The 17,771-nt window shown below is 65.1% G+C and carries 18 protein-coding genes; 13 read left to right on the top strand and 5 right to left on the bottom strand.

Annotated elements, in window-relative coordinates; all coding sequences use genetic code 11:
- Positions 1–40: 40 nt before the first annotated feature.
- Genes H597_RS0124170 through H597_RS0124150 form a run of 5 tightly spaced genes read right to left on the bottom strand, consistent with a single transcriptional unit; the run spans position 41 to position 7,955 of the window.
- Positions 41–1,207, bottom strand: coding sequence for an ABC transporter permease (locus H597_RS0124170; protein ID WP_028104372.1), 1,167 nt, complete (start codon positions 1,205–1,207; stop codon positions 41–43).
- A 4-nt stretch (positions 1,208–1,211) separates the two neighbouring features.
- Positions 1,212–2,369: an ABC transporter permease gene (locus H597_RS0124165; RefSeq protein WP_028104371.1), complete on the bottom strand. Its 1,158-nt coding sequence runs from the start codon at positions 2,367–2,369 to the stop codon at positions 1,212–1,214.
- Between the two features lies 1 nt (position 2,370).
- Positions 2,371–3,054: an ABC transporter ATP-binding protein gene (locus tag H597_RS0124160; RefSeq protein ID WP_028104370.1), complete on the bottom strand. Its 684-nt coding sequence runs from the start codon at positions 3,052–3,054 to the stop codon at positions 2,371–2,373.
- Positions 3,051–4,256 carry an efflux RND transporter periplasmic adaptor subunit gene (locus H597_RS0124155; RefSeq protein ID WP_028104369.1) on the bottom strand — a complete coding sequence of 402 codons (1,206 nt, stop codon included), beginning with the start codon at positions 4,254–4,256 and terminating at the stop codon, positions 3,051–3,053. Before H597_RS0124155 ends, H597_RS0124160 begins: the two co-directional genes overlap by 4 nt.
- Before the next feature lie 18 nt (positions 4,257–4,274).
- Positions 4,275–7,955: an ATP-binding protein gene (locus H597_RS0124150; RefSeq protein ID WP_028104368.1), complete on the bottom strand. Its 3,681-nt coding sequence runs from the start codon at positions 7,953–7,955 to the stop codon at positions 4,275–4,277.
- A 120-nt stretch (positions 7,956–8,075) separates the two neighbouring features.
- On the opposite strand from H597_RS0124150, the gene H597_RS0124145 reads away from it, so the two are divergent.
- From H597_RS0124145 to H597_RS0124085, 13 genes are all read left to right on the top strand, one after another.
- The gene (locus tag H597_RS0124145) at positions 8,076–8,480 is read left to right on the top strand and encodes a hypothetical protein (RefSeq protein ID WP_028104367.1); all 405 of its coding nucleotides are present in this window, start codon (positions 8,076–8,078) and stop codon (positions 8,478–8,480) included.
- A 34-nt stretch (positions 8,481–8,514) separates the two neighbouring features.
- Complete coding sequence (locus H597_RS0124140; protein ID WP_028104366.1) at positions 8,515–9,861, top strand: hypothetical protein; 1,347 nt, start codon at positions 8,515–8,517, stop codon at positions 9,859–9,861.
- Between the two features lie 212 nt (positions 9,862–10,073).
- On the top strand, positions 10,074–10,382 hold the full coding sequence (gene sorB, locus H597_RS0124135; RefSeq protein WP_028104365.1) for a SorB family sulfite dehydrogenase c-type cytochrome subunit: 309 nt from the start codon (positions 10,074–10,076) through the stop codon (positions 10,380–10,382).
- 55 nt (positions 10,383–10,437) lie between these two features.
- Positions 10,438–11,199 (top strand): uracil-DNA glycosylase family protein, encoded by a 762-nt coding sequence (locus tag H597_RS0124130; protein WP_028104364.1) that lies wholly within the window; start codon positions 10,438–10,440, stop codon positions 11,197–11,199.
- 147 nt (positions 11,200–11,346) lie between these two features.
- Complete coding sequence (gene iscR / locus H597_RS0124125; protein ID WP_028104363.1) at positions 11,347–11,829, top strand: Fe-S cluster assembly transcriptional regulator IscR; 483 nt, start codon at positions 11,347–11,349, stop codon at positions 11,827–11,829.
- A gap of 19 nt (positions 11,830–11,848) precedes the next feature.
- Positions 11,849–13,114 carry an IscS subfamily cysteine desulfurase gene (locus tag H597_RS0124120; protein WP_035375070.1) on the top strand — a complete coding sequence of 422 codons (1,266 nt, stop codon included), beginning with the start codon at positions 11,849–11,851 and terminating at the stop codon, positions 13,112–13,114.
- Positions 13,115–13,151: 37 nt separating this feature from the next.
- The gene (gene iscU / locus H597_RS0124115; protein ID WP_028104361.1) at positions 13,152–13,535 is read left to right on the top strand and encodes a Fe-S cluster assembly scaffold IscU; all 384 of its coding nucleotides are present in this window, start codon (positions 13,152–13,154) and stop codon (positions 13,533–13,535) included.
- Between the two features lie 18 nt (positions 13,536–13,553).
- Positions 13,554–13,877, top strand: coding sequence for an iron-sulfur cluster assembly protein IscA (gene iscA, locus H597_RS0124110; protein WP_028104360.1), 324 nt, complete (start codon positions 13,554–13,556; stop codon positions 13,875–13,877).
- Between the two features lie 4 nt (positions 13,878–13,881).
- A complete protein-coding gene (gene hscB, locus H597_RS0124105; RefSeq protein WP_028104359.1) occupies positions 13,882–14,397 on the top strand; it encodes a Fe-S protein assembly co-chaperone HscB in 516 nt (171 codons plus the stop codon).
- A 21-nt stretch (positions 14,398–14,418) separates the two neighbouring features.
- The gene (hscA, locus tag H597_RS0124100) at positions 14,419–16,299 is read left to right on the top strand and encodes a Fe-S protein assembly chaperone HscA (RefSeq protein WP_028104358.1); all 1,881 of its coding nucleotides are present in this window, start codon (positions 14,419–14,421) and stop codon (positions 16,297–16,299) included.
- Positions 16,300–16,316: 17 nt separating this feature from the next.
- Entirely contained in the window at positions 16,317–16,658 is a 342-nt protein-coding gene (gene fdx, locus H597_RS0124095; protein WP_028104357.1) for an ISC system 2Fe-2S type ferredoxin, read from the top strand.
- A gap of 16 nt (positions 16,659–16,674) precedes the next feature.
- The gene (iscX, locus tag H597_RS0124090; protein WP_028104356.1) at positions 16,675–16,869 is read left to right on the top strand and encodes a Fe-S cluster assembly protein IscX; all 195 of its coding nucleotides are present in this window, start codon (positions 16,675–16,677) and stop codon (positions 16,867–16,869) included.
- Complete coding sequence (locus H597_RS0124085) at positions 16,856–17,764, top strand: class I SAM-dependent methyltransferase (protein ID WP_035375068.1); 909 nt, start codon at positions 16,856–16,858, stop codon at positions 17,762–17,764. The genes iscX and H597_RS0124085 overlap by 14 nt, the downstream gene beginning before the upstream one ends.
- Positions 17,765–17,771: the final 7 nt, after the last annotated feature.

The raw sequence follows: 17,771 nt of genomic DNA, 5'->3' as shown, positions 1-17,771 counted from the left end.
TTTACCAGAGGGAAACTTTCGTGGTGTTCTTGCAACGGCGTCAGGCGGCGCGCAGGGCATCGACGATGGTCAGGCGCGCGGCCCGGAAGGCGGGCAGGAAGCCGCCGACCAGGCCCATGGCCAGGGCGAACAGCAGGGTCTTGACGGCGATCGCGGGGCTCAGTTTGAAGCCGAATGCCAGTTCCGAGAACGACTGGAAGTTGGTGGTGGAAAACGACAGGAACTGCATGAAGGCGGCGCAGCCCAGGCCCGCCACGCCGCCCACCAGCGCCAGCAGCATCGCCTCGGCCAGGAAGGCTGCCAGGATAGCGCTGCGCTGGAAGCCCAGCGCGCGCAGCGTGCCGATTTCGCCGACGCGGTTGGCGACCGAGGCGTACATGGTGATGGCGGCGCCAATGGTGGCCCCCAGCGAGAAGACGATCGACAGGATCAGGCCCAGGTAGCTGATGAAGTTGGACAGGGCCTTGGACTGGTCGGCATAGAACTGCCGTTCGCGCTTGGCCTGCACCGTCAGGCGCTGGTCTGCCTCCAGGTCCCCGCGCAGGCGCTCGAAGCTGCCGGCGTCGGCCAGGCGCACGATCAGCGAGGAATAGGCGCCGCGCCGGAACGCCTGCATCAGCTGCTCGGCGTCGCCCCAGATTTCCGAGTCGAAGCCGCTGCCGCCGGCGTCGAACAGGCCCACCACGGTCCACTCGCGCTGGCCGAAACGCAGCGTTTCGCCGATGCCTGCGCCCGCGAAGCGGCGCGCGATGCTGGCGCCGGCAATGATTTCCGAGGCGCCGGGGCGGAACATGCGGCCGGCCGCCAGCTTCACCTGCGGGCGCATGGCCAGTCCGGTCGGCGTGATGCCGCGGATGACCACATTGGACGGCTTGTCCGAGCCGCGCTTGTGCAGGGAAATCAGCACCACGGTCTCCTTCGACACCAGCGGATTGCCGTCGCTCCCCATCGCGATGGCGGGATGGCTGCCGATGATGGCCGCCTGGCGCCGGTCGACGCCGCTTTGCACCTCGGTCTCGGCCGAGCGCCTGATGATGACGGCGTTATCCTGCTCGCCGGTGCTGACCAGCGTGGTGCGCAAGCCTTCGTCGAGCATCAGCACGGTGGCGAACACGAACACCACCAGGGCCAGGCCGCCGGCCGTCAGCACCGTGGTCAGGCGGCGCGTCCATAGATTGCGGAAGATGTAGGAAAGCGGAATGGTCATGCGTTTAGCCGATGCTGCGCAGGCCCTCCACGATATTGACGCGGGTCGCGCGCAGTGTGGGCGCGATCGCCGCCACCAGGCCGACCGCTAGCGCCGCCAGCACCTGTTGCAGCACCGTCAGCGGTGCAACCTGGAACACGGGGAACATGGTGCCCATGGCCTTGGCGAAGCCCGCCGCCAGCGGGAACAGCAGCAGCACGCCCAGCACGCAGCCGGCCGCCGCCAGCAGCAGCGATTCGCCGAAAATCAGCGCCGCCAGAAAACCGGGGCCGAAGCCGAGCACTTTCAGCGTGGCGTATTCCGCCAGCCGTTCGCGCGCGGCCATGGCCATGGTGTTGGCCATCACCGCCATGATGATGACGATGACCACGAAGGAGACGATGCGCACCGCCACCACGATCGCCTCCGACATCGACACAAAGCCCAGCTGGAAGGCTTTTTCCGTCTCGGTCAGGGTCTCGGCCAGCGAATTGCGGAACTGGCTGTCGATCTGGCCCGAGACCAGGGCCGCGTTCTCGGGCTGCTTGATCTGCACCACGTACACGCCGACCTGGTTGGCGCGGCGCGGCGCGATCTTCTTGATGCTCTCGTTCACATAGTCCCAGTGGAAGAACATGGTGGCGGTGTTGGTGGTCTCCTTCCTGCCGTCGTAGATGGCGCGCACCACGAATTCCCATTGGCCGGGATAGATGGTGCCCTTGATCGGGATGATGTCGCCCACCTTGAAGCCGTACTGGTCGGCCAGTTTGCGGCCGATGAGCGCGCCCTTGCGGTCGCGCAGGAAGGCGGCGCGGTCGGCCTCGGGCATGAGGTAGTCGCTGTAGATATCCAGGTAGCTGGCGCCGGAGATGGCGAACTGCGCGAAGAAATTCTTGGGGTCCTGGTAGACGCCGCCGAACCAGTTGGCGTAAGCCACCCGCTGCACGCCCTCCGTGGCGCGGATGCGCGCTTCGTAGGACAGGGGCAGGGGAAACACCAGCGAGGTGGCGTTGCGCGTCACCAGCGAGGTATTGGCCGCCCCTTCGGCGCCGGCGTACCAGGCATCGACCACCGTCTGCAGGAAGCCGAACGAGATGGTGGCGACCATCAGCCCCAGCACGGTCAGGATGGAGCGCAGTCTGTGGCGCCGGGCGTTGCGGCTGATCAGGCGCAGCAGGACCATGTCAGGCGGGCGCGCCGAGCAGCTCGCCTTTTTCCAGGTGCACCAGCCTGCGCGCCTGCTGTGCGGCGTGGGCGTCGTGGGTCACCATGATGATGGTTTTGCCCAGTTCGCGGTTCAGCTGGTTCAGCAACTCCAGCACATCGGCGGCCGATTGCTTGTCCAGGTCCCCGGTCGGCTCGTCGGCCACGATCAGGCGCGGGTCGGTGACGATGGCGCGGGCGATCGCCACGCGCTGCTGCTGGCCGCCCGACAGTTCGCTGGGCAGGTGGTCCATGCGGTCGGCCAGGCCCACCATGGACAGCGTCAGCGCCACCCGCTCGCGCCGTTCGCGGCGGCCCAGGGAGGTCAGCATCAGCGGCAATTCCACGTTCTCGAAGGCGCTCAGCACCGGCATCAGGTTATAGAACTGGAAGATGAAGCCCACATTGCCGGCGCGCCAGCCGGCCAGCGCCGCTTCCGACATGGCGGCGATATCGAGGCCGTCGACGCGCAGCACGCCGCGATCGGGCTTGTCGATGCCGGCGATCAGGTTGAGCAGGGTGCTCTTGCCGGAACCGGATGGCCCCATCAGCGCGAGGAAGTCGCCGGCCGCGATGTCCAGCGTGATCCCGCTCAGCACCGGCACCCGCTGGCCGCCGCGCCGGTAGGATTTGCTCAGGCCCTCGATGCGGACCAGCGGGCTCATTTCGCCGCCACGGCCACCGCGCCGCCGTCTTTCAGCTTGTCCGAGGGCTGCAGCACCAGCTGCTCGCCCGGCTTGACGCCCTGGATTTCCACCAGCTCGCCCAGCTTGCGGCCGGTGCGCACCGGCTGCAGCCTGGCATGGCCGCCGGCGACCACGAACACCACCGTTTTGCCGCCGCGCTGCACGATGGCGCCCGGCTGCACCGCGGTCACCGCCTTGCGCTGCGCTTCCGGCACGGCCTTGGACAGGAACGCCACTTTCGCGCTCATATCGGGCAGCACGCGCGGGTCGCGTTCGTGGAAGCGCACCTTGACCAGCAGGGTGGCCTTGCTGCGGTCCAGCGTCGGCACCATGCGCGACACCGTGCCGGCCAGGCGCAGGCCGGGGAAGGCGTCGAGCTGGATTTCCACCGGCTGCTCGTTGTGGATGCTGGCCAGGCTGGACTCGGAAACGTCGGCTTCCACTTCCAGCGTGTCCATGTCGGCGATGGTCACCACCGCGCCCTTGCTGTCGGCGGCGGAAGAGAAGGGCGTGATATTGTCGCCCACATTGGCATTTCTGGTCAGGATCACGCCGTCGAAGGGGGCGCGGATGTCGGTCTGGTCGACCGCCACGCGGGCGGCCCGGGCGCCGGCTTCGGCGGCGCCGATGGCGGCGCGCTGCGCCGACACGGCCGCCGTGGCCTTGTTCAGGCGCGCCTGCGCCGCGTCGACGCTGGCGGCGGCGATGAACTGCTGCGCCAGCAATTCCTGCGCGCGCGTCAAGGCCTGCCGGGCGTCGGCCTGCTCGGCCAGCCCCTGCTCCAGGTTGGCGCGCGCCACCTTGACATTGGCCTCGGCCTGGCCGAGCGTGGCGCTGACATCGCGGCTTTCCAGCCGCGCCACCGTCTGGCCGGCCTTGACGCGGCTGCCTTCCAGCACGCCGAGCCATTCGAGGCGGCCGGTGGCTTTGGACGACAGCGCGGCCTTGCGCTGGGCCACCACATAGCCGGTGGCATTCAACAGGGTGTATTCCTGGGAGGGCCAGGCCTGCGCCACGGTGACGGTTTCCACGGGCGTGTTGCCGGCGCCGCGGCTGGCGAACAGGCCGGCGGCGGCCAGCGCCGCGGCCCCCGCCGCCAGCCATGTCCCGCGCCTGGGACGGCGCAGCGGCGCCGTCGCGCCGCGTTCAATCTTCAGCTTGGAGAGGTCGGGAGCGCTCATGCGGCCAGTCTACACCCGCTAATCGACCAGCAGCGAGTAGAGCTGGGCCGGCGTGATCGGCTTGACCAGGTGGGCGGCGAATCCGGCGGCGCGCGAGCGGGCCTGGTCGGCCTGCTGGCCGTAGCCGCTCAAGGCCACCAGGCGCGTGTTGCCGAAGCCCGGCTTGCGCCGCAATTCGATGGCCAGCTCATAGCCGTCCATGCCGGGCAGGCCGATGTCGAGGATGGCCAGGTCGGGCACAAAGCTGGCGCTGGCGCGCAGCGCGCTGGCCGGATCGGCCACGGCGTGCACTTCATGGCCGCTGACTTCCAGCAGGGCGCGCAGGCCTTGCAGCACGTCCTGGTTGTCGTCCACCAGCAGCACGCGGCGCCGCGCGACAGCCGACAGGTGGCCCGGCGCCGCACCCGGCGCGGGCGCGGCGGCCTCCGGCTGCCCGGCCAGCGGCACGCGAACGGTGAATTCGCTGCCGCTGCCGGGACCGGCGCTGAATGCTGCGATCTCGCCGCCATGCAGCTGCACCAGGCTGCGTGCGATCGACAGGCCCAGCCCCAGTCCGCCGCGCGAGCGGTCCAGCGATTGCGGGGCCTGCACGAATTTGTCGAACAGGTGCGGCAGCATGTCGGCGCCGATGCCGATGCCGCTATCGCGCACGCTGATGACGGCCTGGCCGTTGTCGCTTGCCGCACGCACGACGATCTCGCCGCCCGGGTTGGAGTATTTGGCGGCATTGGTCAGCAGGTTGACCAGTATCTGCACGAAGCGCATCGGGTCGGCATGCAGCGCCATCCCGCTCGCTGGCACCGCGAGCTGCAGGCTTTGCCGGCGCTCCTCCAGCAGGCCGCCCACTGTCTCCAGCGCTTGCGCAAACAGCTGCTCCAGTTCGATCCGCTCCAGCCGCAGGGCGATCTTGCCCTGGGCGATGCGCGCCACATCCAGCAGGTCGTCCACCAGCCGCACCAGGTGGTGGGCCTGGCGCTCGATGGCGGCATGCTCGCGCGCCAGCCCGCCCAGTCCCTTGAGGCGCATCAGCTCGAGCGCGATCAGGATTGGCGACAGCGGATTGCGCAGCTCATGGCCCACCATGGCCAGGAAATCGTCCTTGGTGCGGTTGGCCAGCTCCGCGTCGCGCCGCGCGCGCACCAGTTCCGTCACCTCGAAGGCCACAATGGCGACACGGTCCACTGCCCCGCGCGCGTTGCGCACCGGCTGGTGCACGTAATCGAAATAGCACTCCTGCAGGCCGCCTTCGCGCTTCAGCATGACGCGGCGCGCCTTGCCGGTCACCGGCTCGCCGCTGGCCAGGGCGTGCTCCATTTCTTCCACCATGCCCTGGCCTTCCAGTTCGGGAAAGGCGCGCCGCATCGGCAGGCCGATCAGCTGGCGTTGCCAGCTCAGCTCCATGAAGCGGTCGTTGGCCACCTCGAAACTCAGGTCCGGCCCGCGCACGATGGCGATCGCGGCTGGCGCCTGCTGGAAGGTGTCGGCCATGCGCGCCATATGGGCGCGTTCGGCCTGGCGGATGCGCGAGCGCATCAGCTGCGAGTCGACCCGCGTCAGCAGCTCGCGCGAGGAGAACGGCTTGACCAGATAGTCGTCGGCGCCGGCGTTGACGCCTTCGATGCGCGCCTCCTCGCCGGCGCGGGCCGACAGCAGCAGGACCGGCACGTCGTGCATGACGTGATCGGCGCGCATGGCGGCGATCAGGCCGAAACCGTCCAGCTCGGGCATCATCACGTCCGAGACCACCAGGTCCGGCAGCGCATGCGCCATGGCCGCCAGCGCTTCGCGCCCGTTGGCGGCGGTGGCGACCTGCCAGCGCTGGCGCAGCAGGCGCGCCAGGTAGTCGCGCATGTCGGCATTGTCGTCGACCACCAGCACGTGCGCACCGAGGGTCAGGATACTGTCGTCAGGAGCCAGGTCGAGGAAGGGCTCCGCGTCGCTCTCTTCCGGCAGCCAGCGCTGGGCTTCCTGCAGGAAGGCTGCGCGCACTTCGGCGCTGCCGCCCCGGGACGCGATGCTCAACTGCTCGTCGCGCAGGTGGCCATGGCCGAGCGGCAGCGTGAGGGTGAAGGTGCTGCCGGCGCCCAAGGTGCTCTCGACCCAGATGCGGCCGTGCAGCAGCTCCACCAGGTCGCGCACCAGCGCCAGGCCGATGCCGGAGCCTTCATGGGTGCGCGAGCGCGCGCCTTCCACGCGGCGGAAGCGCTCGAAGATATGCTGCTGCTGGTCGCCCGAAATGCCGACGCCCGTGTCGGCCACCGACAGCACAGCCGCCGCGCCCTGCTGGCGCAGCGTCACCGTGATGCCGCCCTCAAAAGTGAATTTGAAGGCGTTGGACAGCAGGTTCAGGACGATCTTTTCAAACAAAGCGATATCAACCCAGGCGCTGGCATCGAGTTCGCTGCAATCGACGCGCAACTCCAGTCCCGCGCCTTCGACGACGGAGCGGAAGCCGCTGGCCAGGTCGCGGGTGAGGGCGGCCAGGTCGACCCGGGTATAGCTGGCGTGCATGCGGCCCGCCTGCACGCGGGAAAAGTCGAGCAGGGTGTTGACCAGCTTTTGCAGGCGCAGCGCGTTGCGCTGGGCCAGCTGCAGGCGCGCATGGTGTACGCCGGGCAGGCGGTTGCCGCTGTCGCCCAGCGCTTCCTCGATCGGGCCGAGCAGCAGCGTGAGCGGGGTGCGGAATTCGTGGCTCACATTGCTGAAGAAAGCGGTCTTGGCGCGGTCCAGCTCCGCCAGCGCCTCGGCGCGCTGGCGCTGTTCGGCGGCGGCGCTGGCGTTTTGCACGGCGGCGGAAAGCTGGCCGGCCAACAGTTCGCAAAAGGTGCGGTATTCGGTATCGAGCTGGCGCGCCGGGCTGATGCCCAGCACCAGTACGCCGTCGGTAATGGGCAGGGCCAGCGCCACGCGCACCGTCTGCCCGGCCAGTCCTAACGGCAGGCCGGGTATGCCCGCCGTGGCGATCGCCACCGGCTCGGCGCTGGCCAGCACTTGCGCCACCGGCCAGAGCGCGAGATCGCAGGCCGCGTCTTCCACGTGCGCCGTCTGCTGCAGGTGCACCGTATCGCCGATGCGCTTGAACAGCAGGGCGAAGGGAATGTCGTCCCGGTTGGCGCCAATGGTGTGCATGGCGGTGGCGCAGGCGCTGGCCACGTCCTGTTCGCGCAAGGCGCTGGCCGACAGCTCCGACAGCGCCGCCAGCCGGCGCGCGTTCAAGCGCGTGGCGGTGGTGTCGGTGGAAGGGCAGAACAGGCCGCCCACGTCGCCCGCTTCGTCGAAGATCGGGCTATAGGAAAAGGAATACCAGACTTCCTCCACCCAGTCGCCGCGGTTCATGAACAGCTGCACCGCGTCCACAAAGCTCGGCTCGGCGCGCTGGAAGACCTTGTCCGCCAAGGGGCCGCAGAATTGCCAGATCTCGTTCCAGACTTCCGCTGCGGGACGGCCCAGCGCCCACGGGTGCTTGGCCGCGCCCAGCACGTCGATATAAGCGTCGTTATAGAGGAAGGTGGCTTGCGGACCCCAGCCTATCCAAATCGGGTGGCTGGAATTGAGCATCAAGTTGACCGTGGTGCGCAGGCTTTGCGGCCACGCGTCAAGCCGCCCGAGCGGTGTGGCGGACCAGTCGAAGGTTGCGATCTGCCGGCCCAGGGCGCCAGGGGAAGCGAGGAATTGCAGGCTTTCCTGTTTGATAGTCACTTGGGTCTCTATCTAGTATTTTGAGCAATTTAGCACTGTACGAAACTTGTACGTCGCACACAAGGGCGGCGGCCGGCCGCCGCGTTTGACAGCAAGTTGCAAGCAACGGATACTGGAATGATGACGACGCCGCCTTTCCCTATCCGCAAGGAATGCCCGCCGGGCGCCTGCGATTGCAAGCGCGAGTTACTCCTGGACGACCCGCAGGCGGACTTGCGTGTGCTGCGCCTGACCAAGGAAGAGGAGAAGCGCCTGCTGGAACGTATCGAAGCCATCGCCAGCTATGTTGAATTGATGCGGGTCAGCGCGCGTCTGCAGGAACAGCTTGGCGTCGCGGTGCGGATCCAGCCCGGCCCGCATGAAGTACGCACGGTGCGCGGCTTCCAGATCGAGCTGGGCAACCGGCCCGGCCTGTGCCGCAAGACGCGCCAGGCGGTGCCGGCGGCGATCCGCAAATGCCTGGACCGCCACCCCGACATTGCTTTTGCGATCTTGAATGCCCACGATTTGTTTGCCGAGCAGTAAAATACTTTACTACCTATCAAATCGAAAGCTTTAGATGCACCGCATTTTCCTGCGCATGCTTGGCACAACCATCCTGACTGTCGGCCTGTTCCAGGCGCCGGCCTTGGCGCAGGAGGCATCGCCGCGCGCACGCCTTGGGCAACTGTGGGAAAACTCTTATCTTGCCGCCAACGCCACGCTGGCGGAATTGCAGAAACTTAAACCGCAGGTCGCGAAATGGCCGCCGCACGAGCAGGCCGTCTATTTTTCTCTGCTGAGCAAAGTGACGCGGGAGACCGACGGCGCCGCCGCCATGAAAGCGGTCGACGAAGAAGAGCGTATCGGCAAGGAACTGGGCGACGACTCGGTCATTGCCAACAGCCTGCTCGATCGCGCCTTTGTGCACACCTCGCAAGGCGAAGAAGAGGAGGCGACCCGGAAGCTGGAGCAGGCGCGCCAGCTCGCCGAGCAGACCACCGATCCCGCCATCCAGGCCAAGGTCACCATCGCCGTCGGCAACGATGAAATCCGCCATGGGAATGGCCGGAAAGGACTGGAGTATATCGACCGCGCCGTGGCGTTGGCGGATACCTCCGGGCAGGTCGTGATCCAGTTCATGGCCTTGCGCGCCCGGGCGTATGCACTGAGCGGCCTGGCCGGCGAAGGCCAGCGCGCATTGAAGGCGGTCGAGCAGTTGAAGGCCAAGGCCGCCGCCATTCCGTTGGAAGGCGCGCTGACCCGCGCCCGCTATGCCGAATGGCAGATTGCCGAGGAAGCGGGGCAGATCGCGCGCTCGCGCGAAGCCTTGATCGAAGTGGTCGCCTGGCTGCAGAAGCACCACATGGACGAGATGGTGCCGGAGATGCAGGTGGTCCTGGCCGATATGAGCCTGAAGAGCCACGATTACCAGGAAGCCTTGGCGCTCAGCCGGGAATCGAAGAAGGCCGGCGTGGCCGCGGGCAATGCCGAAATCGCGGAAATTTCCCAGTTCAACGAGGGGATCGCCCTGCTTTACCTGGGCCAGCTCGATGCCGGGCGGGACGCGATCGAGGCGGTCAATATCGAGATGATGGATGCCGATGCCTTGCTCGAATATGCGCGGGCGCTGGAATACGTGGGCCTGAAGGAGCTGGCCCTGCAGGTCTACGCGCGCGCGACGCGCAAATCGCTGGATGCCAGCAATGCCAAGGCCCAGCTTCAGAAAAAACGCCGCGAGGACGAGGAGCGTTTGCGCGAAAAGGACGAAAGCGCCAAGGAACAGCGCTTCCTGGGGAAACTGCGGGTTGCCTGGTCGCTGGTCGCCGTGCTGGCCGCGGTCGCCCTGGCCGCAGTGGTGTTCCTGATCCGCCGTTTGCGCGCCGCCAACATCCGGCTGAAGAATTCCGATACCGCCGCTGGCTAGCATGTTAAATCTGCCTCTCGGAATAATCCATCCACCGGGAGGCAGCGATGCGCAACAGCGGATACGCCGCCGGCCGGCGACGGGCCGGATTTCGTCAAATCGCTGAATATCGACCACGCGCTGGACGGCGAGGTAATGCTGGCCTTGCGGCCGGCTATATGCGCAACGTCGTGGAAACCACCCCGCGTCACGGCGGCTTGAGGGGGAAAGCCATGAAGACCTTTGCCATCTTACTGCTGTTGGCCGGCGCGGCCGGAGTGGCCGAAATCACGCTGCCGGATGAAACGGCGGCCTATAAACCCACGCTCTGCCAGAGCCACCAGCTGGTGCTGAACAACTGCCTGCTTTGCCATTTGGCGCAGTACGCCCAAGTGCAGCCCCGGTCTTCCCCGCGCAGCTATTGGGAAGCCACGGTGAAGAAGATGAAAAAACCTTTCGGCGCCCAGTTTGCCGACGAGGATATCCCGGCCATGGTGGCTTACCTGGCCAAGGTCTACGGCGCGGAAAAGCCCAAGCCGTAGACCGCGGCCGCCGGCGGCGATACAATCTCGCCTTTGCCCAACGCCGACAGCCGCCATGACAATCCCCAGCCCCATCCTGCAAGCGCTCGACCGTGCCCACCCGTCGTGGCAGCCGGTGCTGGAGCGGGGGCTGCAAGCCATCGCGGCGGCCAACCCTGCCTACCTGGCCGAACTGGCTGCCGACAGCTATCTGCCGACCGAGCTGCGCTTGTTTGCCGCCTTCCAGCAGCCTCTCGACCAGGTGCGCTATGTGCTGGTGGGCGAGGGCCCGTATCCGCGCGCGGAGAGCGCAACCGGCGTCTGTTTCATGGACGGCGCCGTGCAAGGGCTGTGGTCGGAAGAAGAGGGCGGCGGCCTGTCGAAGCCTGTCAACAAGGCCACTTCACTGCGTAATTTCATGAAAATGCTGCTGGTGGCGGATGGCCAGCTGGCGCAAGGCAATACCGCTGGCGAGGCGCTGGCAGCCTGCTCGACCCGTGCCAAGGCCGGCGCTGCCATCCAGACCCTGGCGGAAATGCAGGAACGCCTGCACGGCCATGGCTTCCTGCTGCTGAATGCGTCCCTGGTGTTCCGCGCGCACGTTGCTCCCGTGAAAGATGCCAAGGCCTGGCTGCCCTTCTTCGATACGGTGATGCAGGCGCTGGCCGCGCGCCAGCCAAAACTCATTCTTTGGGGGAAAATTGCCGAACAGCTCAACAAGCTGGCCAGCGTGCAGGCGCTGCCGCAAATCGTGGCGGAGCATCCTTACAACCTGTCCTTTATTGACAATAAGGAAATGCAGGCCCTGTTCGGCCCGATGGCGTTGCTGAAGAGGTAAGCCGGGAGCGCAAGCTCCCTCGGGCGCTTTGGGGCGCGTCCGGCAAGGTCTGCGCAAGTCTGTTATACTTGACTAAATCGTTCAAGTAATCAGGAATGCATCTGTGAGAACAGAACGATATTTTAACTGAGTTGAACCGAGGTTGTGATGCGTCTGACTACCAAAGGCCGTTTTGCAGTGACTGCGATGATTGACCTGGCCATGCGCCAAGGCAAGGGTCCTGTGACGCTGTCCGGGATCAGCCAGCGCCAGTCGATTTCCCTGTCCTATCTCGAACAATTGTTCGGCAAGCTGCGCCGCCACGAAATCGTGGAATCGATCCGCGGCCCTGGCGGCGGCTACAGCCTGGCCCGCAAGGCGGACAAGGTCACGGTCGCCGACATCATTATTGCTGTCGATGAACCACTCGATGCAACCCAGTGCGGCGGCAAGGAGAATTGCCACGGCGCGGATCACGCGAACGGCACCCGCTGCATGACCCACGAATTGTGGGCCACCCTGAATGAAAAGATGGTCGATTACCTGGATTCCGTATCGCTGCAGGACCTGGTGGACCAGCAAAAAGCCAAAGCCGCGGCAGAGCAGCCAGTCCATGTGCACCGCAACAGCAACCAAGCAGCCCTCGGTTAACCGAATTGGAGTAATTTAGATGAACGCCCCCGAAAAGAACGTCGCCCAGGTAGCACCGGTAGAATTCAAGACCGCACCGCACTTCCCGATCTATATGGACTATTCGGCCACCACGCCGATCGATCCACGCGTTGCGGACAAGATGATCCCATACCTGCGCGAACAGTTCGGCAACCCGGCATCGCGCAGCCATATGTACGGCTGGACCGCGGAAGCAGCGGTGGAAGAAGCGCGCGGCCACGTGGCCGCCCTGGTCAATGCCGACTCGCGCGAAATCATCTGGACCTCCGGCGCCACCGAATCGAACAACCTGGCCCTGAAAGGCGCGGCCAACTTCTACAAGTCCAAGGGCAAGCACATCATCACGGTCAAGACCGAGCACAAATCCGTGCTGGACACCGTGCGCGAGCTGGAGCGCCAAGGCTTCGACGCCACCTACCTGGATACCCAGGACAATGGCCTGATCACCATCGAACAGCTGGAAGCGGCCGTGCGCCCGGACACGATCCTGATCTCGGTCATGATGGTGAATAACGAAATCGGCGTGATCCAGCCGATCAAGGAAATCGCCGCCTTCTGCCGCAAGAAGGGCATCATCTTCCACTGCGATGCCGCGCAAGCGACCGGCAAGGTGGCGATCGACCTGCAGGACCTGAAGGTCGACCTGATGACCTTCACCGCGCATAAGACCTACGGCCCGAAAGGCGTGGGCGCCCTGTACGTCTGCCGCAAGCCGCGCGTGCGCATCGAAGCGCAGATGCACGGCGGCGGCCATGAGCGCGGCCTGCGCTCGGGCACCTTGCCGACCCACCAGATCGTGGCGATGGGCGAAGCCTTCCGCCTGGCGAAAGTGGAAATGGAGTCCGAAATCGCCCGCATCCGCGCGCTGCGCGACCGTCTGGCCAAGGGCCTGCAGGAAATCGAGGAAACCTACGTCAACGGCGACATGGACCACCGCGTGCCGCACAACCTGAACGTGAGCTTCAACTTCGTCGAAGGCGAGTCCCTGATCATGGCGGTGAAAGACCTGGCCGTGTCATCCGGTTCCGCCTGCACCTCGGCTTCGCTGGAGCCGTCCTATGTGCTGCGCGCCCTGGGCCGCAGCGACGAACTGGCGCACAGCTCGATCCGTTTCACCATCGGCCGCTTCACCACCGAGAAAGACGTCGATTTCGCGATCGAACTGCTGAAAGGCAAAGTGGGCAAGCTGCGCGAACTGTCCCCGCTGTGGGAAATGTACAAGGATGGCGTGGACCTCTCCACCATCCAGTGGGCGGCGCACTAAGCGCACAGCAGAATTCTTAGATTACAGGAGCATCAAAATGGCATACTCGGAAAAAGTCCTCGACCACTACGAAAACCCGCGCAACGTCGGTTCCTTTGAAAAGGGCGACGAGACCGTCGGTACCGGCATGGTCGGCGCGCCGGCCTGCGGCGACGTGATGAAGCTGCAGATCAAGGTCGGCGCGGACGGCAAGATCGAAGACGCGAAATTCAAGACCTACGGCTGCGGTTCGGCAATCGCCTCTAGCTCGCTGGTGACCGAATGGGTGAAGGGCAAGTCGCTCGACGAAGCGCTGGCCATCAAGAACACCCAGATCGCGGAAGAACTGGCACTGCCGCCAGTGAAGATCCACTGCTCGATCCTGGCGGAAGACGCCATCAAGGCAGCTGTGAACGACTACAAGGCAAAACACGGCGCCTAATCAGCGCTCGGAGGAAGTATGGCAATCACCCTGACCGAAAAAGCAGCCAAGCATATCAACCGCTACATCGAGCGTCGCGGCAAGGGCATTGGCCTGCGCTTTGGCGTACGCACGACCGGCTGCTCCGGTCTGGCCTACAAGCTGGAATACGTGGACGAAGTGACTCCGGAAGATTCCGTATTCGAATCGCACGGCGTGAAGGTCTTCGTTGATCCGAAAAGCCTACCCTACATCGACGGCACGGAACTGGACTTCGCCCGCGAAGGTCTGAACGAAGGCTTCAAGTTCAACAATCCGAACGAGAAGGATGCATGCGGCTGCGGCGAAAGCTTCCGCATTTGATATCGTGCAGAACCACTTCGAACTTTTCCAGCTTCCCCAGCAGTACGCCGTTGATGCAGGCGCCCTGGACAGCGCGTACCGCGAAGTCCAGAGCCGCGTCCATCCCGACAAATTCGTCAACGCCACCGATGCCGAAAAGCGCGTGGCCATGCAATGGTCGACGCGCTCCAACGAGGCCTACCAGACCCTGAAGAATCCGCAGAAGCGCGCGCAGTACCTGTGCGAGCTCAATGGCGTCGATTTGAAGATGGAATCCAACACGGCCATGCCGATGGAGTTCCTGATGCAGCAGATGGAGTGGCGCGAAGAGCTGTCCGAAGCGCGCGCCGGCAAGGATGCCGAGCTGCTGGACAAGCTGGACGGCCAACTGCGCGCCGCGCGCAAGGGCCAGCTGGCGGAGATCGAACAGCATTGCAACGCCGCTGACTATCACGCCGTCGCGCAGGGTGTGCGCGCGCTGATGTTCATCGAAAAATTTGGCGAAGAAGTGCGCTTCGCTTACGACGCCATCGAGGCGTAAAAGAATAAGACAGGTTTCACCATGGCTCTTTTGCAGATTTCCGAACCGGGCATGTCGACCGCCCCGCACCAGCACCGTCTGGCAGTGGGTATCGACCTCGGCACCACCAATTCGCTGGTAGCGACCGTCCGCAGCAGCATTCCAGAAGTGCTGAACGACGAAGAAGGCCACCCGCTGCTGCCCTCCGTGGTGCGATACCTGCCAAACGGCCATGCCAATATCGGCTACAAGGCGCAAGCCCACCAGACCACCGATCCGAAGAACACCATCGTCTCGGTCAAGCGTTTCATGGGCCGCGGCCTGAAAGACATCGCTTACGCCGAGAACCTGCCTTACGATTTCGTCGATGCGCCCGGCATGGTGCAGCTGAAGACCGTGGCCGGCGTGAAGTCTCCGGTGGAAGTATCGGCGCAGATCCTGGCGACGCTGCGCCAGCGCGCCGAAGACTCCCTGGGCGACGACCTGGTCGGCGCCGTGATCACCGTGCCAGCTTACTTTGACGAAGCGCAGCGCCAGGCCACCAAGGATGCCGCGCAACTGGCCGGCATCAATGTGCTGCGCCTGCTCTCCGAGCCGACCGCCGCGGCCATCGCCTACGGTCTGGATAATGGCTCGGAAGGCATCTTCGCCGTGTACGACCTGGGCGGCGGCACCTTCGACATCTCGATTCTCAAACTGTCCAAGGGCGTGTTTGAAGTGCTGGCCACCGGCGGCGACTCCGCGCTGGGCGGGGACGATTTCGACCATCGCCTGTTCTGCTGGGTGCACGAGCAGGAAAAACTGGCGCCGCTGTCCGATGAAGACACCGCAACCTTGATGGTAAAGGCGCGCGAAGCGAAAGAGCTGCTGTCGACCAAACCGGAAGTGACCATCGACGCCGTGCTGCGCTCGGGCGAAGAAGTCCACCAGCGCATCACCCCCGAAATCTTCGCCGACATCACCAAGCACCTGGTCGCCAAGACCATGAACGCGGTGAAGAAGGCCCTGCGCGACGCCAATTTGGACGCCGACGACATCGACGGCGTGGTCATGGTGGGCGGCGCCACCCGCATGCCGCACGTGCAGCGCGCGGTGGGCGAGTACTTCCACACCATCCCGCACGCCAATATCGACCCGGACAAGGTGGTGGCGTTGGGCGCCGCCATCCAAGCCAACCTGCTGGCCGGCAACCGCGCCGCAGGCGACGACTGGCTGCTGCTGGACGTGATCCCGCTGTCGCTGGGTATTGAAACCATGGGTGGCCTGGTCGAAAAGATCATCCCCCGCAACTCCACCATTCCATGCGCCCGCGCGCAGGAGTTCACCACCTTCAAGGACGGCCAGACCGCGCTGGCGGTGCACGTGCTGCAAGGCGAGCGCGAACTGGTGAGCGATTGCCGTTCGCTGGCGCGCTTCGAGCTGCGCGGCATCCCGCCGATGGCCGCGGGCGCGGCGCGTATCCGCATCACCTATCAGGTGGACGCGGACGGCCTGCTGTCGGTTTCGGCGCGCGAGCTGCGCTCCAATGTGGAGGCATCGATCACCGTCAAGCCGTCCTACGGCCTGGGCGACGACGACGTGGCGCGCATGCTGTCCGAATCGCATACCGAAGCGGAAGCCGACATGAAAGCCCGCGCCTTGCGCGAAGAGCAGGTGGAAGCCGAACGCATCATGCTGGCCACCCAGTCCGCGCTGGACGAGGACGGTGCGCTGCTGACCGAGGGCGAGCTGGCCGCGATTCAGGCCTTGATGGCCGCCACGCTGGACGCGCTGGTGAAGTCCGGCAGCGGCGAAGCCGACCACTACGCGGTGAAAGCCGCCTACGAAGCCCTGGCCCAGGGTACCGAAGAATTCGCATCGCGCCGCATGGACCGCAGCGTGCGCAGCGCACTGGCCGGCAAGACGCTGGACCAGGTTGTTTAATTGACTGAGGAATAGAAGTGCCACAAATCGTCATCCTGCCGCACGCCAAGCTCTGCCCCGAAGGCGCCGTGATCGAAACCGAAGCAGGGAAGTCCGTTTGCGACGTCCTGCTGGAGAACGACATCCACATCGAACACGCCTGCGAGAAATCCTGCGCCTGCACCACCTGCCACGTGCTGGTGCGTGAAGGCTTGAACTCGCTGAACGAAGCGACCGACACCGAAGAAGACCTGCTGGACAAGGCCTGGGGCCTGGAAGCATGTTCGCGCCTGTCCTGCCAGTCCATCGTCGCGGACGAAGACCTGGTCATCGAAATTCCGAAGTACACGATCAACCACGCCAGCGAAGGCGGCCACTGAGCCGAGGTGCAGCATGCTGAAATGGAGTGATGTCACGGCGATCGCCGAAGCCCTGTACGACAAGTTCCCGGACGTCGATCCGGCCACTGTACGATTTGTCGACCTGCACAACTGGATCGTCGACCTGGACGGATTCGACGACGACCATAAGCGCGGCGGCGAAAAAGTGCTGGAAGCGATCCAGCAGGCGTGGATCGATGAAGCGCAGTAAGCCCGCAGCAGGAGCGCTGCCTGCCACCGTCACCGACATCCCTGAAGTCAAGCCCGGCCAATCGGTCGCGCTGCTGCAGGAGCTGCACATCCTGACCCGCGACGGCAAGCTGAATCAGGACAGCCGCCGCAAGCTGAAACAGGTCTACCACCTCTACCAGTTCATCGAACCGCTGCTGAACGACGTCCGCTCGACCAAGGGCGCGGTATCGCTGGTCGACCACGGGGCAGGGAAGTCCTACCTTGGCTTCATCATCTACGACCTGTTCTTCAAGGCGCTGGGCGACGACTCGCACATCTACGGCATCGAGACCCGCGAAGAACTGGTGGCGCGTTCGGAAGAACTGGCGCGCAAGTTCGGCTTCCCGGGCATGAGCTTCCTGCCCCTGTCGGTGGCCGAATCGACCACCTCCGACAAGCTGCCGGAGCAGATCGACATCGTCACGGCGCTGCACGCCTGCAATACTGCCACCGACGACGCCATCGACTTCGCGCTGAAGAAGAAGGCCAAGCACATCGTGCTGGTGCCATGCTGTCAGGCCGAAGTGGCGTCCGTGCTGCGCAAGAACAAAGGCTCGTCGCTGGGCAAGAACGTGCTCACCGAATTGTGGCGCCATCCGATCCACACCCGTGAATTCGGCAGCCAGATCACCAACGTGCTACGCTGCCTGCAACTGGAGTCGCACGGCTACCAGGTCACCGTCACGGAACTCGTAGGCTGGGAGCACTCGATGAAGAATGAGCTGATCGTCGCCACATACAAGAACCTGCCGCGCCGCAAGCCTGCCGAGCGCCTGAAGGAAGTGCTGTCCACCGTCGGCCTTGATGAAATGGGCGGGCGCTTCTACACCGGCGCGCCGGCCGCCGCGGCTTCCGACGCCGGGGTGGCGCCGTGAGCAACGG

Origin of the sequence: Pseudoduganella violaceinigra DSM 15887 (genome assembly GCF_000425385.1) — a bacterium.
Classification (GTDB): domain Bacteria; phylum Pseudomonadota; class Gammaproteobacteria; order Burkholderiales; family Burkholderiaceae_D; genus Rugamonas; species Rugamonas violaceinigra.
Note: the sequence above shows the minus strand (reverse complement) of the source record. Positions and strands in the feature narration are given on the sequence as shown.